Source organism: Pseudomonas sp. TMW 2.1634 (genome assembly GCF_001703595.1).
In the GTDB taxonomy this organism is placed as follows: Bacteria; Pseudomonadota; Gammaproteobacteria; order Pseudomonadales; family Pseudomonadaceae; genus Aquipseudomonas; species Aquipseudomonas fragi.
The window spans coordinates 1,819,236-1,839,995 of sequence record NZ_CP016849.1 but is presented as its reverse complement, the minus strand read 5'-3'; the positions used below and the strand labels follow the sequence as shown (position 1 = coordinate 1,839,995).

24 protein-coding genes, 1 tRNA gene and 2 pseudogenes are annotated in these 20,760 nt (G+C 58.0%); 16 read left to right on the top strand and 11 right to left on the bottom strand.

The features are described 5' to 3' along the window. The first annotated feature begins 157 nt into the window (after positions 1–157). A complete protein-coding gene (gene prmB, locus BFC21_RS08790) occupies positions 158–1,066 on the top strand; it encodes a 50S ribosomal protein L3 N(5)-glutamine methyltransferase (protein WP_016781487.1) in 909 nt (302 codons plus the stop codon). 148 nt (positions 1,067–1,214) lie between these two features. Here the strand turns inward: prmB and BFC21_RS08785 are convergent, their stop codons facing one another. Beyond that, on the bottom strand, positions 1,215–2,006 hold the full coding sequence (locus BFC21_RS08785) for a hypothetical protein (RefSeq protein WP_088377686.1): 792 nt from the start codon (positions 2,004–2,006) through the stop codon (positions 1,215–1,217). A 51-nt stretch (positions 2,007–2,057) separates the two neighbouring features. After that, on the bottom strand, positions 2,058–3,062 hold the full coding sequence (locus BFC21_RS08780) for an alpha/beta hydrolase (protein ID WP_095003473.1): 1,005 nt from the start codon (positions 3,060–3,062) through the stop codon (positions 2,058–2,060). Between the two features lie 191 nt (positions 3,063–3,253). Here BFC21_RS08780 and aroC point away from each other — a divergent pair, with 191 nt between their 5' ends. The 5 genes and pseudogenes from aroC to mtnC all read left to right on the top strand — a co-directional run bounded on the left by aroC (position 3,254) and on the right by mtnC (position 7,485). Continuing rightward, entirely contained in the window at positions 3,254–4,345 is a 1,092-nt protein-coding gene (gene aroC / locus BFC21_RS08775) for a chorismate synthase (protein WP_088377685.1), read from the top strand. A 34-nt stretch (positions 4,346–4,379) separates the two neighbouring features. Beyond that, positions 4,380–5,528: an MFS transporter gene (locus BFC21_RS08770; protein ID WP_120265982.1), complete on the top strand. Its 1,149-nt coding sequence runs from the start codon at positions 4,380–4,382 to the stop codon at positions 5,526–5,528. Beyond that, positions 5,525–6,145, top strand: coding sequence for a methylthioribulose 1-phosphate dehydratase (locus BFC21_RS08765; protein ID WP_095003475.1), 621 nt, complete (start codon positions 5,525–5,527; stop codon positions 6,143–6,145). The genes BFC21_RS08770 and BFC21_RS08765 overlap by 4 nt, the downstream gene beginning before the upstream one ends. Positions 6,146–6,245: 100 nt before the next feature. Continuing rightward, positions 6,246–6,792: pseudogene (locus BFC21_RS08760) on the top strand (acireductone dioxygenase). 9 nt (positions 6,793–6,801) lie between these two features. Then, positions 6,802–7,485 (top strand): acireductone synthase, encoded by a 684-nt coding sequence (gene mtnC, locus BFC21_RS08755; protein WP_088377683.1) that lies wholly within the window; start codon positions 6,802–6,804, stop codon positions 7,483–7,485. Between the two features lie 66 nt (positions 7,486–7,551). Here the strand turns inward: mtnC and BFC21_RS08750 are convergent, their stop codons facing one another. Further along, positions 7,552–7,830 (bottom strand): DUF3509 domain-containing protein, encoded by a 279-nt coding sequence (locus BFC21_RS08750; RefSeq protein ID WP_088377682.1) that lies wholly within the window; start codon positions 7,828–7,830, stop codon positions 7,552–7,554. A gap of 291 nt (positions 7,831–8,121) precedes the next feature. Between BFC21_RS08750 and BFC21_RS08745 the strand changes: the two genes are divergently transcribed. From BFC21_RS08745 to BFC21_RS08715, 7 genes and pseudogenes are all read left to right on the top strand, one after another. Next, positions 8,122–8,655 (top strand): ankyrin repeat domain-containing protein, encoded by a 534-nt coding sequence (locus BFC21_RS08745; RefSeq protein ID WP_016781478.1) that lies wholly within the window; start codon positions 8,122–8,124, stop codon positions 8,653–8,655. Between the two features lie 67 nt (positions 8,656–8,722). Then, positions 8,723–9,253, top strand: a complete 531-nt coding sequence (locus BFC21_RS08740) for a hypothetical protein (RefSeq protein WP_095003477.1) — start codon at positions 8,723–8,725, stop codon at positions 9,251–9,253. An 83-nt stretch (positions 9,254–9,336) separates the two neighbouring features. Next, entirely contained in the window at positions 9,337–9,528 is a 192-nt protein-coding gene (locus tag BFC21_RS08735) for a PLDc N-terminal domain-containing protein (RefSeq protein ID WP_016781476.1), read from the top strand. Between the two features lie 203 nt (positions 9,529–9,731). Beyond that, the gene (speE, locus tag BFC21_RS08730) at positions 9,732–10,607 is read left to right on the top strand and encodes a polyamine aminopropyltransferase (RefSeq protein WP_083369557.1); all 876 of its coding nucleotides are present in this window, start codon (positions 9,732–9,734) and stop codon (positions 10,605–10,607) included. A 362-nt stretch (positions 10,608–10,969) separates the two neighbouring features. Next, positions 10,970–13,063: an LTA synthase family protein gene (locus tag BFC21_RS08725; protein ID WP_120265981.1), complete on the top strand. Its 2,094-nt coding sequence runs from the start codon at positions 10,970–10,972 to the stop codon at positions 13,061–13,063. Positions 13,064–13,350: 287 nt separating this feature from the next. Continuing rightward, positions 13,351–14,169, top strand: a complete 819-nt coding sequence (locus BFC21_RS08720; protein WP_088377680.1) for an alpha/beta fold hydrolase — start codon at positions 13,351–13,353, stop codon at positions 14,167–14,169. A gap of 155 nt (positions 14,170–14,324) precedes the next feature. Beyond that, positions 14,325–15,780: pseudogene (locus BFC21_RS08715) on the top strand (alanine/glycine:cation symporter family protein). A gap of 141 nt (positions 15,781–15,921) precedes the next feature. On the opposite strand, the gene BFC21_RS08710 reads toward BFC21_RS08715, so the two are convergent. Beyond that, positions 15,922–16,080: a DUF3309 family protein gene (locus tag BFC21_RS08710; protein ID WP_085984374.1), complete on the bottom strand. Its 159-nt coding sequence runs from the start codon at positions 16,078–16,080 to the stop codon at positions 15,922–15,924. 167 nt (positions 16,081–16,247) lie between these two features. Between BFC21_RS08710 and BFC21_RS08705 the strand changes: the two genes are divergently transcribed. Continuing rightward, positions 16,248–16,580: a YnfA family protein gene (locus BFC21_RS08705; RefSeq protein WP_088377678.1), complete on the top strand. Its 333-nt coding sequence runs from the start codon at positions 16,248–16,250 to the stop codon at positions 16,578–16,580. Positions 16,581–16,715: 135 nt separating this feature from the next. After that, on the top strand, positions 16,716–16,919 hold the full coding sequence (gene csrA / locus BFC21_RS08700) for a carbon storage regulator CsrA (protein WP_088377677.1): 204 nt from the start codon (positions 16,716–16,718) through the stop codon (positions 16,917–16,919). On the opposite strand, the gene BFC21_RS08695 is transcribed toward csrA, so the two are convergent. The 7 genes from BFC21_RS08695 to BFC21_RS08665 form a co-directional block, all read right to left on the bottom strand. Beyond that, on the bottom strand, positions 16,916–17,143 hold the full coding sequence (locus BFC21_RS08695; protein ID WP_016781468.1) for a YheU family protein: 228 nt from the start codon (positions 17,141–17,143) through the stop codon (positions 16,916–16,918). The two genes, csrA and BFC21_RS08695, sit on opposite strands and share 4 nt — an antisense overlap. Before the next feature lie 20 nt (positions 17,144–17,163). Next, the gene (locus BFC21_RS08690; RefSeq protein WP_088377676.1) at positions 17,164–18,165 is read right to left on the bottom strand and encodes a glycosyl transferase family protein; all 1,002 of its coding nucleotides are present in this window, start codon (positions 18,163–18,165) and stop codon (positions 17,164–17,166) included. Further along, positions 18,162–18,497, bottom strand: a complete 336-nt coding sequence (locus BFC21_RS08685; protein ID WP_016781466.1) for a TusE/DsrC/DsvC family sulfur relay protein — start codon at positions 18,495–18,497, stop codon at positions 18,162–18,164. Before BFC21_RS08685 ends, BFC21_RS08690 begins: the two co-directional genes overlap by 4 nt. Next, positions 18,494–18,778 carry a sulfurtransferase complex subunit TusB gene (gene tusB, locus BFC21_RS08680; protein ID WP_088377675.1) on the bottom strand — a complete coding sequence of 95 codons (285 nt, stop codon included), beginning with the start codon at positions 18,776–18,778 and terminating at the stop codon, positions 18,494–18,496. The genes BFC21_RS08685 and tusB overlap by 4 nt, the downstream gene beginning before the upstream one ends. Then, positions 18,778–19,140: a sulfurtransferase complex subunit TusC gene (gene tusC / locus BFC21_RS08675; RefSeq protein WP_086797800.1), complete on the bottom strand. Its 363-nt coding sequence runs from the start codon at positions 19,138–19,140 to the stop codon at positions 18,778–18,780. The genes tusB and tusC overlap by 1 nt, the downstream gene beginning before the upstream one ends. Before the next feature lies 1 nt (position 19,141). After that, positions 19,142–19,534, bottom strand: coding sequence for a sulfurtransferase complex subunit TusD (tusD, locus tag BFC21_RS08670; protein ID WP_088377674.1), 393 nt, complete (start codon positions 19,532–19,534; stop codon positions 19,142–19,144). Between the two features lie 181 nt (positions 19,535–19,715). Further along, positions 19,716–19,803 (bottom strand) — tRNA-Ser (locus tag BFC21_RS08665). A 124-nt stretch (positions 19,804–19,927) separates the two neighbouring features. Here BFC21_RS08665 and BFC21_RS08660 point away from each other — a divergent pair. Further along, positions 19,928–20,599, top strand: a complete 672-nt coding sequence (locus BFC21_RS08660; RefSeq protein WP_086797798.1) for a Bax inhibitor-1/YccA family protein — start codon at positions 19,928–19,930, stop codon at positions 20,597–20,599. Positions 20,600–20,760 lie beyond the last annotated feature (161 nt).

The window sequence follows — 20,760 nt, the reverse complement described above, 5'->3', positions numbered from 1 at the left end:
TTCTGTCACCATAAAATGTACAGATTGGTACGATTCTGACATTTTTTTGCGCACAGTCTTACTTTTAAAAACACGCTGGTGTGTAACCACGGCCACAACTTTGGCGCGTTGGGGTTTGGCTGTTAGAATCGCCGATCGATTTTGAGGAGTAAGACCATTGATCACTTCCCGCCTGCGCACTCTGCGCGACCATATTCGCTGGGCCGTCAGCCACTTTCATGGGGAAGAGCTGTTCTTTGGTCATGGTACCGACAATGCCTGGGACGAAGCGCGTCAATTGGTGTTGGGTGCGCTGAATTTGCCGTGGGAAATCGCTGACAGTTATCTGGACTGCCGTCTTGAAGACGATGAACTGGTCAACCTGCAGCATCTGCTCAAGCGCCGTATCGAAGAGCGCGTGCCGACGGCCTACCTGTTGGGTGAGGCCTGGTTCTGCGGCATGTCGTTTATCGTTGATGAACGTGTGCTGATCCCGCGCTCGCCGATTGGCGAGTTGATCGAAAAACGCTTTGAACCGTGGCTGGCTGCCGAGCCTGCGCGCATTCTTGACCTGTGTACCGGTTCGGGCTGTATCGGCATCGCCTGTGCCTATGAGTTCCAGAACGCTGAAGTGGTACTGGCTGACCTGTCCTTCGAGGCCCTTGAAGTGGCCAACCAGAACATCGAGCGCCACGGTGTTGATGAGCGTGTGTATACCGTGCAGGGCGACGGCTTTGATGGCTTGCCGGGGCAGCGCTTCGACCTGATCGTGTCCAACCCGCCGTATGTCGATGCTGAAGACTTCGCCGACATGCCTGCCGAGTACCAGCATGAGCCGGAACTGGGCCTGGCCTGTGGTGACGACGGCCTGAACCTGGTGCGCCGGATGCTGGCCGAAGCGGCGGATCATCTGACTGAAAAGGGCTTGCTGATTGTGGAAGTGGGCAACAGCCAGGTGCATGTCGAGTCGCTGTACCCGGAAGTCGATTTCGCCTGGCTGGAGTTCGAACGCGGTGGTCACGGCGTGTTCATGCTGACCGCCGAGCAGTGCCGCGAGCATCAGGCGCTGTTTGCGTCGCGGGTCTGATTTACAAGGGCTTGATGCGGGAACATCTCTTGTGGGAGCGGGCTTGCCCGCGATTGGAGTGCTGCGGTTTCACTGACAAACCGTGGTGATGGCATCGCGGGCAAGCCCGGCTCCCACAGTCGTGCGCAGCCCATAGCCATTTCTGCGGCTAGCGGTGGGTCGCAATCCAGATCAACAACCCTGCCTGGAATACCGCAAAGGCCACCAGGCAGGTGATGGTAAAGCGCAAGCCCATTTCTTCGCGCTGGTACCTGCCGAGCTTTTCTTCTTTTTCCCGCAGTTTTACCTCTTGTTCCTGCAGGTTCTGTTCGGCCTGCTGGAGCATTTGCGCAGTCTCAAGCACGTCGAGGAACTGAAGTTTTTCGCCATTCCAGTTGTCCAGCAATTCGCCCACTTGCATGGCTTCGATCCGCGCCTTGAGAAACAGGGCGTCGGCATACACCACATCAAACCCCTGCACCCGCAAAAAATGATCGCGACGCAGACGGCTGTCTTCATTCAGGGCATCCCGGCTGGGCAGGTCTATCCCTTCAACGCGGTAGTGCGACCATTTTTTTTGCGCCCACAATGCCGCCTGCGCCAGCAGAAAACGGCCGATCCCGCGGTTCACCGGCTCAGTCTGCAAGCCACGCTCAGGGCTGAAACGCACATGGTGGGTGGTGTGGTCGACCCATACATCGAGCTGGTTTTGCTCGCTGCGCACGCGTTGGCCGGGCAGGGTGATGGCCATGCGCAGCAAGCTGAGGTCCTTGCTGTGGCGTTCGGCAAAAGCGAACTGCACAAAGCGCAAGGGCCGCGCCCCGGTGCTGCGGTCAGTGGGCAGCGGGGCGAGGCGCAGCATCCGGCAATGCTCGGGTTGCACGTCTGCCCAAGGCAGCGGCGGGGCCTCGGGCACTGCCGGTGCCTCGGGCCCGGCGGGTTGTGATGGGGTGTCGCTCATAACGGCTCGATCCTGTGCTGATGTCAGCAATGCAAGGCGGCCGACACCGGTTTATCGGCCGTTATGCGCCGTACTGTAGGGCTGGCCCGCGTTCACTTTCGTGATAAAGCGCACAGTTCTATCGCCCAGTTCGCCGGCCAGGCGCTGATTGGGATCGTTATAGGACTGAACCTGGCGTTTCATGTCCATCGGCACGATGCGCATCACATGGTTCATGCCATTGATCAGCGTGAGCACGGCATCCGGTTTGGCCGCCTTGAGCAGGCGGGCGTCCTTGACATCGACCTGAATGTCGTGGGTGCCCTGGATGATCATGGCCGGCATTTTCAGTGCGGCGAACGCGGCTGCCGGGTCATGGCGCAACAGGCTGATCATGTACGGCTGCACGCTGGGGCGGAATACCAGTTGCAGATCCTTGGGCACGTTGTCGTCGGTTTTACCGGCTTCCAGGCTGCTGATCAGCTCAAAACTGCGCTTGAGCTGGGCAGGTGGCAAATGGTTGCGTTGCAACTGCTCACGTAGCAGCACACCCACCGGGCGGCCCGTACCGGCAATGGAAACCACCCCGGCAGCACCGATTTGTGGCGCGGCCAGGCTGGCGATCATGGCGCCTTCACTGTGGCCGAGGACAAACACCTTGCCAAAGCGCGGGTCGCTTTTGAGTTTTTCGCCCCAGGCCACGGCGTCAGCCACATACTGATCGAAATTGAGTTTTTCCTCGTCAGGCCCGGCGGGCTGGCTTTGCGCGATGCCGCGCTTGTCGAAGCGCACGCTGGCGATATTGCTCTGGGCCAAGCGCCAGGCCAGTTTTTTCAGGGCATCGTTGCGTCCACCCATGGGGTTGTTGCCATCGCGGTCAGTCGGGCCGGAGCCTGCAATGATCAGCACCACGGGCACGGGCTTGTCACTCTTGGGCAAAACCAGCGAGCCATACAGCGTGCCGGAGCCGGTATCCAGCTCGATGGGCCGCAGCAGGACGTTGGAAGGGGGAGCCGCCAGGGCCTGGGTGCCAAAACCGAACAGGGTCAGTGCTAGTAGGAGTATTCGCAGCATCATAGCGCCATCATTGTCTAATGTGCCGGTTGGACAAACCCGGATGAGTAAGGTTCGAGGATGAACTACAGAGGTAGCCTGCGTATACTGGCGCATTTGGTTATCTGGGATCTGTTCAACCTCTGTTGTGCTGCAACCAGACTTGAATTGATCCTGGGCTGAACTTTATCGGCTGATTTCGCGGAGCGCCCTGCATGTCCGGCAATACCTACGGCAAGCTGTTCACTGTCACCACCGCTGGCGAAAGCCATGGTCCGGCGTTGGTCGCCATTGTTGATGGCTGCCCGCCAGGGCTGGAGCTGTCCCTTGAAGATCTGCAGCGTGACCTGGATCGACGCAAGCCCGGCACCAGCCGCCACACCACCCAGCGCCAGGAAGCCGACGAAGTCGAAATCCTCAGCGGGGTGTTTGAAGGTCGCACCACCGGTTGCGCCATTGGCCTGCTGATCCGCAACACCGACCAGAAGTCCAAGGACTACTCGGCGATCAAGGATCTGTTTCGCCCGGCCCACGCCGATTACACCTACCACCATAAATACGGCGAGCGCGACTACCGCGGCGGCGGTCGCAGCTCGGCGCGTGAAACCGCCATGCGTGTGGCTGCAGGTGCCATCGCGAAAAAGTACCTGGCCACCCAGGGCATCGTGATTCGCGGCTACATGAGCCAGTTGGGCCCGATTGAAATCCCGTTCAAGACCTGGGAGTCGGTCGAGCAAAATGCCTTTTTCAGCCCCGACCCGGACAAAGTACCGGAGCTTGAGGCCTATATGGATCAATTGCGCCGTGACCAGGATTCGGTCGGCGCCAAAATCACCGTGGTTGCCGAAGGGGTGATCCCGGGCCTGGGCGAGCCGATTTTCGACCGCCTGGACGCCGAGCTGGCCCATGCACTGATGAGCATCAACGCGGTCAAGGGCATCGAGATCGGCGCCGGTTTCGCCAGTGTTGCCCAGCGCGGCACCGAGCACCGCGACGAGATGACCCCTGAAGGTTTCCTGAGCAACAACGCCGGTGGCATCCTGGGCGGTATTTCGTCGGGCCAGCCGATCGTTGCCCACCTGGCCCTCAAGCCAACCTCGAGCATCACCACCCCGGGGCGTTCGATTGACGTGCACGGCAATCCCGTAGACGTGATCACCAAGGGTCGTCATGACCCGTGCGTGGGCATTCGTGCCACGCCGATTGCCGAAGCCATGATGGCCATCGTGCTGATGGACCACTTGCTGCGTCACCGCGGCCAGAACGCCGACGTTAGCGTCAGCACGCCCGTGCTGGGCCAGTTGTAATGCAGGGATTGTTGAGCGTCACGGTCTGACGGCCGTGGCGACACTTCCTTACTGGCGCCTGTCAGGTTTCTATCTTTTCTATTTCGCCTTGCTCGGTGCCACAGCGCCGTTTCTGGCGCTGTACTTCCATCACCTGGGGTTTTCCAGTGCGCGGATCGGCGAGCTGGTGGCCATCCCCATGCTGATGCGCTGTGTGGCACCCAACCTGTGGGGCTGGCTGGGGGACTACACCGGCCGGCGCCTGCTGATCGTGCGTGTGGGCGCGTTGTGTACCTTGCTCAGTTTTACCCTGATTTTCTTCAGCAAGAGCTACGCCTGGCTGGCGCTGGTGATGGCGTTGCATGCGTTCTTCTGGCATGCGGTGTTGCCACAGTTTGAAGTCATCACCTTCGCCCATCTGCGTGGGCAGCCCGAGCGTTACAGCCAGGTACGCCTGTGGGGCTCGATCGGCTTCATCCTTGCCGTGGTGGTACTGGGGCGCCTGTTCGAGTGGCTGAGCCTGGATATCTACCCGGTGGCGGTGATCGTGATCATGGGCGGCATTGTGCTGTGCAGCCTGTGGGTGCCGAATGCGCAACCTTCGGCGCTGGGGCGCAAGCTCGTGGAAGGCGGGTTCTTGAAGCAACTGTTCAGCCCGGGCGTACTGGCGTTTTATGCCTGTGTGGCGCTGATGCAAATGAGCCACGGGCCGTATTACACCTTTCTGACCCTGCACCTTGAAAACCTGGGCTACAGCCGTGGCGTGATCGGCCTGCTCTGGGCCCTGGGGGTGGTGGCCGAAGTGCTGATTTTCCTGGCCATGCGCCGCATCCTGCTGAGGTTTTCGGTACGCCGTGTATTGATGTTCAGTTTTGCTCTGGCGGCCTTGCGCTGGCTGCTGCTGGGCTCGTTTGCCGAGCACCTGTGGGTGCTGTTGCTGGCACAGTTGCTGCACGCGGCCACCTTCGGCAGTTTCCATGCCTCGGCCATGACGTTTGTGCAGCGCAGCTTCGGTCCCGGCCAGCAAGGCCAGGGCCAGGCCCTGTACGCCACGCTGGCCGGTATCGGCGGCGCAGTGGGGGCACTGTATTCCGGTTACAGCTGGAACAGCCTGGGCCCCACTATCACCTTTAGTATGGCGAGCGTCGCAGCGCTGGCCGCAGCCGTTATCATTGCCACTCGACTGCAAGAGGACAGGCCATGAGCCTTACCCGTGAACACCTGAGCCTGGAAATCATTGAAGCCGGGCGCTTTTTATATGCGCGCGGCTGGTCACCGGCCACCAGCAGCAACTATTCCACCCGGCTTTCGGCCAGCCAGGCGCTGCTGACAGTATCGGGCAAGCACAAGGGCCAACTGGGCCCTGACGATGTGCTGGCCACTGACCTGGCGGGCAACAGCCTGGAGCCGGGCAAGAAACCGTCCGCCGAAACCCTGCTGCACACCCAGTTGTACAGCTGGCGCTCCGATATTGGCGCCGTGTTGCACACCCACTCGGTGAATGCCACGGTGCTGTCGCGCCTCACGCCGGGCGACAGCATCGAGTTCGAAGACTACGAGCTGCAAAAAGCCTTCAGTGGCGTATCGACCCACGAGTCCAGGGTGCTGGTGCCAATCTTTGACAATGACCAGGACATCGCGCGCCTGGCGGCCAAGGTCCAGCCCTGGCTGGAGGCGCACCCTGATTGCGTGGGTTACCTGATCCGCGGGCATGGCCTGTATACCTGGGGCGCGCGCATGAGCGACGCCTTGCGCCAGATCGAAGCGTTCGAATTCTTGTTTGAATGCGAACTCAAGACCCGCGCAATACTCAATCGTTAACGCTGACTTCACCGTGAAGAAGCTCACCACCTGATTTGAACGGTCTGCCTGAACGGCCTGTAAAAGCCGAAAGCGCGCCGAAGCCGAGGAACCACGCCCCATGAGCAGCCTGTCCGTTTATCACGTATCGAGCCCGGAATTACCCAACAAGGTGTTGACCCACTTTGATGACATCGCCTCTACGCTGGCCGAGCAGGGCGTGCGCTTTGACCGCTGGCAGGCCGCCGCGCCAATTCAGCCCGGTGCCAGCCAGGATGAAGTGATTCACGCCTATCGCGACCAGATTGACCGGCTGATGAGCGAACGTGGCTATGTCACGGTTGACGTGATCAGCCTCAACAGCGATCACCCGCAAAAAGCCGAATTGCGCGCCAAGTTCCTCGACGAACACCGTCATGGCGAAGATGAAGTGCGTTTTTTTCGTCGCCGGTCGTGGCTTGTTTACGCTGCATATTGGCGACTATGTATATGCCGTGCTGTGCGAAAAGAACGACCTGATCTCCGTACCCGCCGGCACGCCGCACTGGTTCGATATGGGCGAGCATCCGCATTTTGTCGCCATCCGCCTGTTCAACAACCCTGAAGGCTGGGTTGCCAACTTCACCGGCGAAGACATCGCCGACCGCTTCCCGCGCCTCGAAGATTAAGGACGTCCCATGCCGATCAAAGCCATCCTGACCGATATCGAAGGTACTACCAGCGCTGTCAGCTTCGTATTTGACGTGTTGTTCCCGTATGCGGCCAAACACCTGCCCGGGTTTGTCCGTGAGCACGCCGAAGACCCTGAAGTGGCCATGCAGCTGGGGGCGGTGCGCCTGGACAGCGGTGAGCCCGAGGCCGATGTCGAGCGGGTCATTGAGATCCTCCAGCAGTGGTTGGCCGAAGACCGCAAGGCCACGCCACTCAAGGCGCTGCAAGGGATGATCTGGAAGCAGGGCTACGAGGCTGGCGAGCTGAAGGGGCATGTCTACCCGGACGCGGTCGAGGCGCTGCGCGAGTGGCATGCCAAGGGTTATGACCTGTATGTTTACTCGTCAGGTTCGATTCAGGCGCAAAAGCTGATTTTTGGTTGTTCCGAGGCAGGGGACCTGACGTCGCTGTTCAGCGGCTACTTTGACACCACCTCCGGGCCCAAGCGTGAGGCGCAATCCTATCGGCACATTACCGAAGCGATCGGTTGCCCGGCCGGGAAGATCCTGTTTTTGTCCGATATCGTAGAAGAGCTTGATGCTGCACAGGCGGCGGGCATGCAGACCTGCGGCCTGGCCCGCGACGGTGGTGAGCTGGTAGGGCATAAAACGGTCAGCAGTTTTGCCGAGATCGACCCTGCCGGACTGTAAAGCTTGGGTATGCCGCACAGCAAAAAGCCAGCAATCGCTGGCTTTTTTGTGGCTGGTTTTCAGGTTTTAGCGAGTGTGATAGGTCGGCAGGGCAAAGCGATGCTGGCTTTGCAGCAGTGAAATCGTCGGCAGTTCACTGGCCGTGCCGGCCAGGTCGCGGCGAATCGCGCTGATGGCCCAGGTCAGCTGTTCTGCAGTGTGCAATTGCGCGTAGGAAAGGGTGCGCTGGGTCTGCTTGCCATCGCTGTCACACAAGGTCAGCAACACGCCGCCATCCGGACGGGGTTTTACGTTGACGGTGTAGTTGGAGAACAACGACGCAAATTTTTCCTGGATCAGGCTCATGTGTTCAGCTCCATTAGCGCTCAAGTGCTTGTATGGAGTAGAGGTTGCAGTGATTGTGCCACTATTGTTTTTTTGAAAAGTCCTTATAAATCAACAGCTTGTATTTTATGAAAAATCTTTGAGTCGTGCATTCTGCATGAATGGCCATCGTGCATCCTGCATTTTGCCCAGTGAGCAATAGCGTATTGCCCGCGATTGATTGTCTCTATTGCCACCTTGAGCAAAAAAGGGATGACACCTTCGCTCCGTCTCAGGAAACTAGGTTTCTTTGTAGCGAAGGTGGAGCCTTACATGTCAGACAACAAGCCAGCAGACCAGAGCCGCCAGATGACCCCGGAAGAAGCCGCCGACTTTGCCGAACAGGTGTTCAACAAGGCCCGCGAAGGCGATGCTGCAATGCTGGCCGCCTTGCTGAGCAAGGGGCTGCCGGCCAATTTGCGCAACCACAAGGGCGACACCCTGTTGATGCTGGCCAGCTATCACGGCCACGTTGAGGCGGTCAAAGTGCTGCTTGAGCACAATGCCGACCCCGAAATTCGCAATGACAACGGCCAGAGCCCGATTGCAGGTGCTGCCTTCAAAGGCGACCTGGAGATGGTCAAGACCTTGGTTGAAGGTGGCGCACAAGTTGAAGGCGCGTCATTTGATGGTCGTACAGCGCTGATGATGGCCGCCATGTTCAATCGTGGCGAAATCATCGATTACCTGATCAGCAAGGGCGCGGATCCAAAGGCCAAGGACGCCAATGGCATCACCGCACTGGATGCCGCCAGGACCATGGGCGCCACCGAGGCAGTGGCTCAGTTGGAGAAGCTGTTGGGCTGATCGCCCTTGAAGGGCGCAATTGATATATCCTGCGCGCCCTTAATTTTCCTTGTGACAGGCCGCGCCCATGAAAACCACTCTCGTTGAACTCATCAGCAAAATCAGCTCCGGGTGCATGGGCGACGCCGAAATCGCAAAAATCGCAGATGAAGCGGCGCAAGCCTACGCAGATCAAGATGCGTTTCTGGCTGCCAACCCGGATATCAACTACGACGACAGCTTCCCGATCCCGCTGGGTGAATGGGTGGTGGTGGGCAGTCTGCCGGAAACGGTGTTGTTCCAGGCCGATACCTGGATGGACCTGTTTGCCCAGATCGTCGCTTCGTTCGGCCCCGATGTCGCGTTCAATATCAAGCCCAAGCAGTTGGCCAAGACCGAAGCGTTGACCGCGCTCAATCGCATCCAGATCCAGATGGGCAGCATGAGCCCGGAGAAGGGCGGTTATGTATTGATGAACCTTAGCCAGCCGCTGGATGACGAGATTCAGGTCGTGCTGGTTTACGGCGAAGACGTCCCGCGCGTGCTTGAGCTGTGTGCCCAGGTCGGTATTGCTGCGGCGCCTTCGCTGGAAGCCCTGAAGGTTGCCGTTCACGTCTGAAACCAGGCCCCTGCAATAAAACACGGAACCCTGGCCGCAGGTGACTATCCTATGAGCACAAGTACTCACTCGGGAGCGTCATCATGGGTTCAACGTTTAATGGTCTGATCGGTCTGATTATTCTGGCCCTGGATATCTGGGCCATCATCAACGTAATCAAAAGTGGCGCCGGGACGGGGGCAAAAGTGCTCTGGGTGCTGCTGATTCTGTTCCTGCCGGTACTGGGGCTGGTCATCTGGGCCATCGCCGGGCCGCGGGGCAATGTGCGTATTTAAAGCGCTAGCCGGCGGGCAGTTATGAGAAATCATGGCTGCCCGTTGAGTTTGTCAGCGTCAAGGTTCGACCTGCCATGTTCCTCGACGTAGAATGCGCGCCTTTCTTGGGCAGTTGGACCCGTGTCGCGATAGCGGTATGAGGTTTGGCTGCCGATCATGGGCGGGTGACCGTCCGTTGCCACCAGCATTCAAGGGGACTTCCCATGACCGAATCGCTTGACAACCACTATCTCGAAACCCTTTACGAAGGCTATGGCCAGCGTTTTCGCATGGACAAGCTGCTCCATGAAGTGCGTACCGATCACCAGCACCTGGTGATTTTCGAAAACCCGGTCATGGGCCGTGTAATGGCGCTGGACGGCGTAATCCAGACCACCGAAGCGGACGAATTCATCTACCACGAAATGCTCACCCATGTGCCGATCCTGGCCCACGGCGCGGTCAAGCGCGTGCTGATCATTGGCGGTGGCGATGGTGGCATGCTGCGCGAAGTGACCAAGCACATTGGCATTGAGCACATCACCATGGTCGAGATCGACGGCACCGTGGTGGACATGTGCAAAGAGTTCCTGCCCAACCACTCCAAGGGGGCATACGACGACCCGCGCCTGAACCTGGTGATCGACGACGGCATGCGTTTTGTCGCCACTACCGAAGAAAAATTCGACGTGATCATCTCGGATTCCACTGACCCGATCGGGCCGGGTGAAGTGCTGTTCTCCGAGAATTTCTACCAGGCTTGCCACCGTTGCCTGAACGAGGGCGGCGTACTGGTCACCCAGAACGGCACGCCATTTATGCAATTGCAGGAAGTGCAGACCACCGCCGGGCGCATGCGCAGCCTGTTCGCGGACTGGCATTTTTATCAGGCAGCGGTGCCGACCTATATCGGCGGCTCGATGACGTTTGCCTGGGGTTCGACGGATGCGAGCTATCGCAAGTTGCCACTTGAAACCCTGCGTCAGCGGTTTGCCGGTAGCGGCATCGTGACCCGCTACTACAATCCTGAAGTGCATATCGGTGCTTTCGCCTTGCCGCAGTATGTGTTGCAGGCGATCAACAAACCCAGCAACGACTGAGGCTGTGCAGTAGCAAGGCAGGGCAGAGCGGTCAGCCAAGGATAACTGTGGGAGCGGGCTTGCTCGCGATTGGAGCAACGCGGTGCAATTTTAAACCGCGTCGCCTGCATCGCGGGCAAGCCCGCTCCCACGGGGATTGAGCGCCCTTTCTTGTGTTTCAAAATGTGCTTTGCACGAAATTTTCACGGTATCTTTAAGACAATTCGCACGCAAAATTTCGCCTTTCCGACTCTCAAGCGCCTCTATTCCGGTGTTTTTGCGGGGTCTCGGGCCTAATCCTGTGTAATTAAAGAGCGATGCACCCGTGGCCTGCCACCGGTGATAAAGCCACTTCAACTTGAACCAATGGGTCCTAAAACGACATGGCAAACCCGGACGCCCCAAGCCAACAGCACGCTGCCTCGCGTGTGTTGCAACCCACCGTCAAATCGCACCTGGCATTTACGCTGCTGTGTGCCTTGATCATGATGGTGATGTTCACCCTGCTGCGGGTGGCATTGCTGGTTTACAACAAGGAAATGATCCTCGATACCCCGGCATCGACCTTCCTTGAAGCCTTTGGCAACGGTCTGCGCTTTGACGCGCGGATTGTCGTGTACTTCAGCATTCCGCTGTTGCTGGCGCTGCTCAGTGTCAAGGCCATGGCCATGCGTGGCGTACTGCGCTTCTGGCTGACCGCTGCCTCCAGCCTGGCGCTGTTTTTGGGCCTGATGGAGATGGACTTCTACCGCGAGTTCCACCAACGCCTCAACGGCCTGGTTTTCCAGTATGTGAAGGAAGACCCGAAAACCGTGATGAGCATGCTTTGGTATGGCTTCCCGGTGGTGCGTTACCTGTTGGCCTGGGCCGTGGGCACCGTCATCTTGTACTTTGCTTTCCGTGGTGCTGATCGGGTAACCCGTTCAACTGCGACGCAAGCTTCTGCCGGTACTTCCCGCGCCGTGGCACCGTGGTATGGCCGCATTGCCGTGTTTGTGGTGCTGTTGCTGGTGTGCGTGGTCGCGGCTCGTGGCACCTTGCGCCAGGGGCCTCCACTGCGTTGGGGTGATGCCTACACAACAGACTCCAACTTCGCCAACCAGTTGGGCCTCAACGGCTCTCTGTCGCTGATTGCCGCTGCGAAAAGCCGCTTCGGTGATGACCGCACCAATATCTGGAAGGCCACCCTTGAGCAGCCTGTGGCGACGCAGACCGTGCGCGACATGCTGCTGACCGAGCACGACAAGCTGGTCGATGCGGATACCGCTCCTGTGCGCCGTGACACTACGCCGCCAGAAGAAAAAACCCTGCCGATCAAGAACGTTGTTGTGATCCTGATGGAAAGCTTCGCCGGTCACTCGGTGGGGGCGCTGGGGCGTCCGGGCAATATCACCCCGTACTTCGACAAACTGGCCAAGGAAGGCTTGCTGTTCGAGCGTTTCTTCTCCAACGGTACCCATACCCATCAGGGCATGTTCGCCACTATGGCGTGCTTCCCGAACCTGCCGGGTTTCGAATACCTGATGCAGACCCCGGAAGGCAGCCACAAGCTGTCCGGCTTGCCGGAACTGCTGAGCGCCCGCAAGTTTGATGACGTATACGTCTATAACGGTGATTTCGCCTGGGACAACCAGTCAGGCTTCTTCAGTAACCAGGGTATGACCACCTTTGTGGGTCGTAATGATTTCGTCGACCCGGTGTTCTCTGATCCTACCTGGGGCGTGTCCGACCAGGACATGTTCAACCGTGGCCTGGAAGAGCTGAAAAAGCGTGAAGGCAAAGAGCCTTTCTATGCGCTGCTGCAAACCCTGTCCAACCACACGCCTTACGCCTTGCCGACGCCGTTGCCGGTTGAGCCGGTAACCGATCGCGGTTCGCTCAACGAGCATTTGACGGCGATGCGTTATTCCGACTGGGCACTGGGCCAGTTCTTCGAAAAAGCGCGTAAAGAACCGTACTTCAAGGAAACCCTGTTTGTGATCGTGGGTGACCACGGTTTCGGTAACGAGCAGCAGATTTCCGAGATGGACCTTGGCCGTTTCAACGTGCCATTGCTGCTGATCGGTCCTGGCATCCAGGAGAAGTTCGGCACCCGTACTGACACGGTGGGCACTCAGGTCGACATCGTGCCGACCATCATGGGCCGCCTGGGCGGTGAGTTCCGTCAGCAATGCTGGGGCCGTGACCTGCTGACCCTGCCGGAAGGCGACAAGGGCAGCGGCGTGATCAAGCCGTCAGGCAGTGACCAAACCGTGGCCATCATCAGTGACGACCATTTGCTGGTGCAGCCAAAAGACATGCCGGCCAAGGTATGGCAGTACAAATTGGGCGCCAACCCGGAGGCGACCGTGGTCACCGACACGCCGGAAGCGATCGAGCTGAAGAAAAAGCTCGAATCCTTCCTGCAGACCGCGACCAAAAGCCTGCTGGACAACACCGCAGGTGTGGCGGACCCGAAGAAATCCTCGGGTGAGTAAAAAACAGGCCTGAAGGCCTGATGCTGGCCAGGTGGGCATATCTGCTCGACTGGCCGGCGGCAAACACTCCAATCCGATGCCGGTTCCGGCATCGGATTTTTTTATGCTGCGTGCGCCCTGGCATGCAGCATAAATAGCGTGGGCAGAGGAAATTCGAGTGATAGGTTTTGCGTATCAAAACCTTCCACGATCAGGATTTTACAGGCTGCTCGAATCCCTTGAGATTGCGTACCGAGCTGCGGCAACTCTCGTGCGGCAGTCATTTTATCGTTCAAGGGGCTATTAACGTGTCTGCATCCGAAACATTCACTCATACCCAACTTCCGCTAACGATTGACGGTGTGCAACTGAGCATCGCCGCCATTCACAGGCGTGGCGAGTTGGCGCCGATCGTTTTCCTGCATGGTTTTGGTTCGACCAAAGAGGACTATGCCGGGATCGCGCTGCAGGCGGAATTCGACGGTCACCCCTTTGTTGCCTTCGACGCGCCCGGCTGCGGTGAAACCCTCTGCAGTGACCTGTCCAGGGTATCCATCCCGCTGTTGGTGCAGGTGACACTGCAAGTGCTGGAGCATTTCGATATCGAACGCTTCCATCTGGTCGGTCACTCTATGGGGGGATTGGCGGCTTTGTTGCTGGCTCATCAGTTTCCGGGGCGGGTACTGAGCTTCACCGACATAGAGGGCAATATTGCCCCGGAGGACTGCTTTCTCAGCCGTCAGATCGACGATTACCCGAGCGATGATCCCGAGGCGTTTTTCGCGGCTTTCATCAAGCGTGTCAGGCATGCCCCGGCGTATGCCAGTGCATTGTATTCGGCGAGCCTGAGGCACAAGGTGCGTGCCGAGGCGGTGCGAGGCATTTTTTCGACGATAGTTGATCTGTCCGATAACGCCGACCTGATGGGTAAGTTTCTTGGCTTGAAGTGCCCGCGAATGTTTATGTACGGCGAGCAGAACTCATCACTTTCCTACCTTGCGCATATCCAGGCTCAGGGCGTACGCCTTGCGCCAATCCCTGTGTGCGGGCATTTCCCTATGTATTCCAACCCGATCGCGATGTGGCAACAGATCGCTGATTTCCACCGCGCCAGCCAGGCCGGTTAAGCCTTGTGATCGTGCGCGCTCCCTGGTTCTTGCAGGGGGCGACAGGCTTGGCGATAGCGCTCAACCAGCAAGTTCAGCCATTTCACGCGCTAGCTTGCGGTGAAATGCCAATACGCGTGCACGCTTGAAACCTATAACAATAAGAGGTTCAAGTCATGCTTGAAGTCATTAACAACTTTCTCTCCGGAAAGCTCCTGATCGTGCTTGTTGTGGGCCTGGGTAGCTACTTCACCCTCCGTTCCCGCTTTGTCCAACTGCGCCATTTCCTGCATATGTTCGTGGCTTTTCGAGAGAGTGTGCACAAGAGCGCGGGGCAGATCAGCTCATTCCAGGCATTGATGCTCAGCCTGGCGGGCCGCGTGGGCGCAGGCAATATCGCCGGTGTCGGGGTAGCGGTGACGTTGGGTGGGCCTGGGGCTGTGTTCTGGATGTGGGTGACCGCATTGGTGGGGATGTCCACCAGCTACTTTGAATGCAGCTTGGGCCAACTCTACAAACGCTGCGATGCCAATGGGCAGTTTCGCGGCGGCCCTTCATATTACATCCAGCACGGCTTGAACAAAGCCTGGCTCGGAAAAATCATAGCCCTGTTGTTGTTAGTGACCTACGGTTTTGCATTTACCGGGGTGCAATCCCATGCGGTGACACACTCGCATTAATAATGCCTTCGGTTTTTCCACCACTTATACCGGTCTGGCGATTGCTGCCATGCTCGGCCTGGTTTTCGTCGGCGGAATCAAACGTATTGCCGCCGTTTCGGACTTGCTGGTCCCCGTCAAGACCCTGGCCTATATTGGCGTTACGCTCTATGTGATCGTGCTGCAGTTTGATCATGTTCCCGGCATGCTGATGACCATTTTCAAAAGCGCTTTCGGTCTGGACCAGGCCTTTTCTGGCATTGTCGGCACCGCCATTGTCATGGGCGTGAAGCGCGGTGTGTTTGCCAACGAAGCGGGATTGGGCAGCGCTCCGAATGTGGCCGCAGTGGCGAATGTCGATCACCCGGCGTCGCAAGGGGTGGTTCAAGCGTTTAGCGTATTTATCGACACCTTCGTGATCTGTACCTGCACGGCGTTGTTAATTCTTCTGTCTGGCTTTTACACGCCAGGCTTCGAAGGCGACGGCTTGATTCTCACGCAAAACGCGCTCGCAGAAGTGGTTGGCGACTGGGGGTGCACGTTTATCAGTGTGGCGCTGGCGTTGTTTGTCTTCACGTCGATTTTGTACAACTACTATCTGGGCGAGAACAACCTGCGCTTTTTGTTGGGTGAAAAGCGTCGCACGGTCATTATTTATCGTGGGTTGGTGCTGGTCCTGATCTTTTGGGGGGCGGTGCAGAACCTGGACACGGTTTTCGCCTTCGCCGATATCACCATGACCATGCTGGCTTTCGTCAATCTGATTGCCATTACGATGTTGTTCAAGGTTGGCCTGCGTGTGCTGCGTGATTATGACGAGCAACGCAAGGCAGGCATCAAGACGCCCGTTTTTGACTCCAGCCAGTTCAAGGATCTTGATTTGGACATCAAGGCCTGGCCGCCACGGTCTACACCGAATCAGGTGGTGACAGAGCCTGCACCCCATGCAGTGTTATCCGCACTGCAAAGATGACCACCACACGTAAATGAAGCTGGCACGCTCTGCAGCCGTGTTGGATGTGGGCGACGGTATTGCCTGAGCCGCGGTCTTTAATGGCTGATGCCCGTCAGCGTAGCGGACGGGCATCAACCTGGGGGCTGCTTGTTTATTGGGTCAAATCTTGCCCAGCAGCAGCAATATCAGCAACACAATCAGCACGGTGCCGATAATGCCCGAAGGGCCATAGCCCCAGCTTTTGGAGTGCGGGAACACCGGCAGGCCGCCGACCAGCAGCAAAATCAGGACGATCAGTAGAATCGTAGTCATGAGCATTTCCTTGTTGATAGGTTTCGCCAGGGATGGGCAGTGCTTATAAAATCCGACTGCGGTGCTGGATGAATAATTCAACTTATTTCATGTCATGCGCAAAAACAGTTCTGCCTTGATCGGTGGCAAGTGCGCAGGTAGGGTGGCGCGCTGCCCATCTGGAAACACTGCACATGCTCAATTACGCTTGGTTTTTTTTCGCAGCCCTGTTTGAAATCGCTGGCTGCTACGGCTTCTGGATGTGGCTGCGTCAGGGCAAGAGTGCCTGGTGGGCTGTGCCCGCGATTGTCAGCCTGGTGCTGTTTGCCCTGCTGCTGACCAAGGTCGAGGCCGCCTATGCCGGGCGGGCCTATGCCGCCTATGGCGGGATTTATATCGTCACCTCCATTGCCTGGCTGGCAGTGGTGGAGCGTATTCGGCCGCTGGGCTCTGACTGGATCGGAGTGGGCCTCTGTGTGGTGGGCGCGACCATCATCTTGCTCGGTCCGCGCCTCTCAAGCCCGTAATAGGCGTTTTCCACCGCTTGTATGTAGGAAAATGGTGATGCAAAAGTAGTCTTTTGCTGAATTGATGTGTGGGGATTGAAGCCAGGTTTTACGCCGTGCAGTCTTTGTGGCCACCCAGCCCTTAGGATGAGAGCCATGCAGATACTCAGTCGTGCCGCAGGCGAGCGTATTTCAATCGGACAGGACATCGCCCTGTACATCGTTGCCGTCAACGGCAATAACGTGCGCTTGGGGATCGAAGCCCCCAAGCACATCAGTGTTCATCGCGCAGAGATCTATGAGCGGATAAAAAAACAGCTCGCCGGGCGCCTGGCCATCGGTCCACTCAGGCCGCGTTAGTCAAAGAATTCCTTGGGTACCGCGTGCTTGGGCATCAGTTGGCACTGCTGGCTTTCAAGATCAAAGAAAATCACCGCCTGGCCTTTGCTGAGTGCATGACGGACCCGCAGCACGCGGGTCTCTTGCGGCGTGTCATCGCCGTTGTCAGTGCCATCGCGGCTGACGAAGTCCTCGATCAGGCGGGTGAGGGTGTCGGGTTCAAGCTGGTCGTAGGGGATAAGCATGGGCGTTCTCGTCAGTAGGCTTAAATCGATGTGTCGCGGTTATCCCAAAAGCGTTGTGCCTGCTCAAAAGCCTGCTCCCTGGGCGTACCAAGGCCGCGCAAGGCCAGGGCCATGGTTGAAAGCAGGGCCAGTTGCGGGTAGCTGTCTTCAACCTCGCCGCGCCATAGCGCCAGCAGGTGCTCAGGTTGCAGCGAGGCCGGTTTGACATGGCGCTGGGCTGACAATGCCGGCCATTCCTCGTCCCAGCCAACCCCGGCCGTAGTGCCGTAAAGATGGCTCAGGGTGTCGGGGTTGATTTCAACTTCGCCGCCATCGCCTTTTATCACGATGCTGTTGTCCCCCAGCAAACTGCTGGCTTCACGGTGTACGCCTTGATAGCCCGGATGAAAGATGCTCTGCAGGCCACAGCGCGCACCCAAAGGGTTGAGAATGCGGGCGAGCGAGTGAATGGGCGAACGCAGGCCCAGGGTATTGCGCAGATCAATCATGCGCTGCAAGTGTGGCGCCCAGTCCTGCAACGGCATAAAGGCCAGATTGCCAGTATCGAGGGCCTCGTTGACGCTCTGCCAGTTGCGGCATAGTGGAATGGCCAGCGCGTCGAGCAGTTGTTCGCTGTACAGCCGGCCCGCCGTATGGGCGCCACCACCGTGCATGAAAATGCGCACGCCGTTTTGCGCCAGGCACTTGGCGGCCAGCAAATACCAGGGTAAATGGCGCTTTTTACCGGCGTAGGTCGGCCAGTCGATATCGACCCGGATGGCAGGTGCTGTCAGACGCTCCCTCACGGCCTCGGTAAAGCCGGCCATTTCCTCGGCGCTTTCTTCTTTATGCCGCAGCAACATCAGGAAGGCGCCCAATTGCGTATCTTCTACCTTGTCTTCAAGCAGCATGCCCATTGCTTCGCGGGCTTCTTCACGCGTCAGGTTGCGGGCACCGCGCTTGCCTTTGCCCAGGATGCGTACAAAGGGCGCAAAAGGGTGCTCGGCAGGTGCTTCAAGGGTCAGTGCAGCGGGAGCGTTCATAGGCAATTGGTCGGCTTGGGCAGGCCCGCCAGCTTGGCGGCAAGTTTGGCTGGGGTGCCGTTGAACAGGCGGTTGAGGTGCAGGCTGTTGCCTTTTTCAGGCCCCAGCTTGAGGGCTGTGTACTTGATCAGCGGGCGAGTCGCAGGGGAGAGCTCAAATTCCTGATAAAAACTGCGCAACAACTCGAGGATTTCCCAGTGTTCGGCACTCAGCTCAATGCCTGCCTGCGCCGCCAGAGCCTGGGCGACTTCAGCAGACCAGTCATTGAGGTCGAGCAGGTAACCGTCCTTGTCCAGGCCGATGGTTTTACCGTTGAGGGTGAGCTCATTCATAGCCAGCTGTTGACCTTGTCATAACGAATCGACAGTTCGACGAACGCCGGGTAATCCACACAGGTTGCCCACGACGGGCATTCAAGGTGGCGCGCCAGCAAGTCTTCCTCAAGGATGAAAACGGTCTGTTCCTCCAGGGATTTGAGAACGCTGCCCTGCTGCAGGGCGTACACCGCATCGCCACTCAGCAACAGGGCGTCATCCTTGCCCAGCAGGCGCAGGCAACTGCCCAGGCGAGTGTCGGAAAATGGTGAATGGCTCAAAACATGTAGGGTCGACATCAGAGAGTAATCACTTGGTCATAACGGTCAATAAGTGCACGGACTTCTTCAACTGGCAGCGGCTGCACATCATCGACGGCAAGCCCTGCGGGGGAAATGCCACGCTCGCTCAGGCTGTGGCTGCAGGCGTACAGATCATCAACACCGAACATCGACAGCGCCTGGAGGTTGGCTGTGAGGTTCTTTTGCTGGATGGCTGCAGCATTTTGATTGGCCAGCAGTTGAAAAATGCCGTCATCCATAAACAACAGCGCCACCGGCAAATCGAATGCGCCACCGGCCAGCACGATATCCAGCGCTTCTTTGGCGCCGGGGCCGGCCCACGGTGCTTGTCGGCTGATAATCAAAAGAGACTTGGGCATTTCAAGGCCCTCCGAAACAGATCAGTCGATCGGCTGATTGAATGGCATCGTGCAACTGGCCAAGCCCGGACAACTCCCAGGGTGCTTGCAAATTGATGCCGGGGCGTTGATAGCGTGCGGCTTCGTCTTTATTCAGGACGCCACGGCGCAAGGCGGCGGCAATACAGACCACGCCATCGAGTTGATGCTGGCTGACGAATGCTGCCCATTGTTGCGCGATGTCCTGCTCATCTTGCGGGGTCACGATATTGCTTGAAGCACTGTGCACACCGTCTTGATAGAAGAACAGCCGGACAATCTCATGGCCACCGGCCAGCGCCGCCTCGGCAAAGCGCAAGGCACGGCGGGAGGAGGGGGCATGGGCCGCTGAATAAAGGGCAATGGCAAATTTCATGGTGGGCTCTGTCAGCAAAACTGAGGCAATGATAAAGCCAGATGCCCCAAGATGCTTGTGGCAGGCAATAAAAAGCCCCGCACAAAGGCGGGGCTTGGGCTTCGGGGGAGGCAGGCGAACCTTTCTCAACCCCCGGAAACGACAAAGCCCGTCAGTGACGGGCTCTATCGGTGCAGCAATATGGCGGAGGCGATGGGATTCGAACTCATGGACCTGTTACAGTCGACGGTTTTCAAGACCGTTGCCTTAAACCACTCGGCCACACCTCCTATACGTTGTTTCGGGCGCCATAATACCTGAATGAAACACGTTGTCAAACTCTCTTGATCCCTTGTTTCAGAGCCTCTGCTATGATCTTTGCTACTTAACATTTCAAACCACAGGAGTATCGCCATGCGCGAACAGGATTACGCTACTAACAGCAGCGTGCAGGCCGAGCAGCTAGAGGTTAGCCGCGTACTGCGCAACACGTACGGCTTGCTGGCTCTTACTCTGGCTTTCAGCGGTGTGATGGCTTACGTCTCGCAGCAGTTGCGGGTCGGCTACCCTAATATCTTTGTTGTACTGATCGGCTTCTACGGGTTGTTCTTCCTGACGAACAAACTACGTGATTCGGCATGGGGCCTGGTGTCTGCATTTGCCCTGACCGGTTTCATGGGCTTTCTGCTGGGCCCGATCCTTAACCGTTACCTGGGCATGCAGGGCGGCGCCGAGGTGGTCAGTTCTGCATTTGCCATGACGGCCCTGGTATTTGGCGGTCTGTCTGCCTATGTGCTGATCACCCGCAAGGACATGAGCTTCCTGGGCGGCTTTATCACGGCCGGCTTCTTTGTACTGCTGGGCGCTACGCTGGCGAGCTTCTTCTTCCAGATCAGCGGCCTGCAACTGGCGATCAGTGCCGGTTTTGTACTGTTCTCGTCGGTGTGCATCCTGTTCCAGACCAGCGCCATCATTCATGGCGGTGAGCGTAACTACATCATGGCGACCATCAGCCTGTATGTATCGATCTACAACCTGTTTATCAGCCTGCTACAGCTTTTCGGCATCATGAGCCGCGACGACTGATCGGCAACCGCTGCACAAAAACCCGCTTCGGCGGGTTTTTTTATGCTTGCGAAGTATGCCCGGCAAGCCCGCTAGCCGGGGGGAGGGACGGTGACTGACGATGCGTCGCCCTGATTGTCCAATGCGCCTTTGACAACCCTGCTATTCCCTATAGAGAGAGG

What these genes read in the sequence shown, in the direction of transcription:
- BFC21_RS08785 (WP_088377686.1), bottom strand. Translation starts at nt 2,006, where the DNA reads ATGAGCGACACCCCATCACAACCCGCCGGGCCCGAGGCACCGGCAGTG.
- BFC21_RS08780 (WP_095003473.1), bottom strand. Translation starts at nt 3,062, where the DNA reads ATGATGCTGCGAATACTCCTACTAGCACTGACCCTGTTCGGTTTTGGC.
- aroC (WP_088377685.1), top strand. Translation starts at nt 3,254, where the DNA reads ATGTCCGGCAATACCTACGGCAAGCTGTTCACTGTCACCACCGCTGGC.
- BFC21_RS08765 (WP_095003475.1), top strand. Translation starts at nt 5,525, where the DNA reads ATGAGCCTTACCCGTGAACACCTGAGCCTGGAAATCATTGAAGCCGGG.
- mtnC (WP_088377683.1), top strand. Translation starts at nt 6,802, where the DNA reads ATGCCGATCAAAGCCATCCTGACCGATATCGAAGGTACTACCAGCGCT.
- BFC21_RS08750 (WP_088377682.1), bottom strand. Translation starts at nt 7,830, where the DNA reads ATGAGCCTGATCCAGGAAAAATTTGCGTCGTTGTTCTCCAACTACACC.
- BFC21_RS08745 (WP_016781478.1), top strand. Translation starts at nt 8,122, where the DNA reads ATGTCAGACAACAAGCCAGCAGACCAGAGCCGCCAGATGACCCCGGAA.
- BFC21_RS08740 (WP_095003477.1), top strand. Translation starts at nt 8,723, where the DNA reads ATGAAAACCACTCTCGTTGAACTCATCAGCAAAATCAGCTCCGGGTGC.
- BFC21_RS08735 (WP_016781476.1), top strand. Translation starts at nt 9,337, where the DNA reads ATGGGTTCAACGTTTAATGGTCTGATCGGTCTGATTATTCTGGCCCTG.
- speE (WP_083369557.1), top strand. Translation starts at nt 9,732, where the DNA reads ATGACCGAATCGCTTGACAACCACTATCTCGAAACCCTTTACGAAGGC.
- BFC21_RS08725 (WP_120265981.1), top strand. Translation starts at nt 10,970, where the DNA reads ATGGCAAACCCGGACGCCCCAAGCCAACAGCACGCTGCCTCGCGTGTG.
- BFC21_RS08710 (WP_085984374.1), bottom strand. Translation starts at nt 16,080, where the DNA reads ATGCTCATGACTACGATTCTACTGATCGTCCTGATTTTGCTGCTGGTC.
- BFC21_RS08705 (WP_088377678.1), top strand. Translation starts at nt 16,248, where the DNA reads ATGCTCAATTACGCTTGGTTTTTTTTCGCAGCCCTGTTTGAAATCGCT.
- csrA (WP_088377677.1), top strand. Translation starts at nt 16,716, where the DNA reads ATGCAGATACTCAGTCGTGCCGCAGGCGAGCGTATTTCAATCGGACAG.
- BFC21_RS08695 (WP_016781468.1), bottom strand. Translation starts at nt 17,143, where the DNA reads ATGCTTATCCCCTACGACCAGCTTGAACCCGACACCCTCACCCGCCTG.
- BFC21_RS08690 (WP_088377676.1), bottom strand. Translation starts at nt 18,165, where the DNA reads ATGAACGCTCCCGCTGCACTGACCCTTGAAGCACCTGCCGAGCACCCT.
- BFC21_RS08685 (WP_016781466.1), bottom strand. Translation starts at nt 18,497, where the DNA reads ATGAATGAGCTCACCCTCAACGGTAAAACCATCGGCCTGGACAAGGAC.
- tusB (WP_088377675.1), bottom strand. Translation starts at nt 18,778, where the DNA reads ATGTCGACCCTACATGTTTTGAGCCATTCACCATTTTCCGACACTCGC.
- tusC (WP_086797800.1), bottom strand. Translation starts at nt 19,140, where the DNA reads ATGCCCAAGTCTCTTTTGATTATCAGCCGACAAGCACCGTGGGCCGGC.
- tusD (WP_088377674.1), bottom strand. Translation starts at nt 19,534, where the DNA reads ATGAAATTTGCCATTGCCCTTTATTCAGCGGCCCATGCCCCCTCCTCC.
- BFC21_RS08660 (WP_086797798.1), top strand. Translation starts at nt 19,928, where the DNA reads ATGCGCGAACAGGATTACGCTACTAACAGCAGCGTGCAGGCCGAGCAG.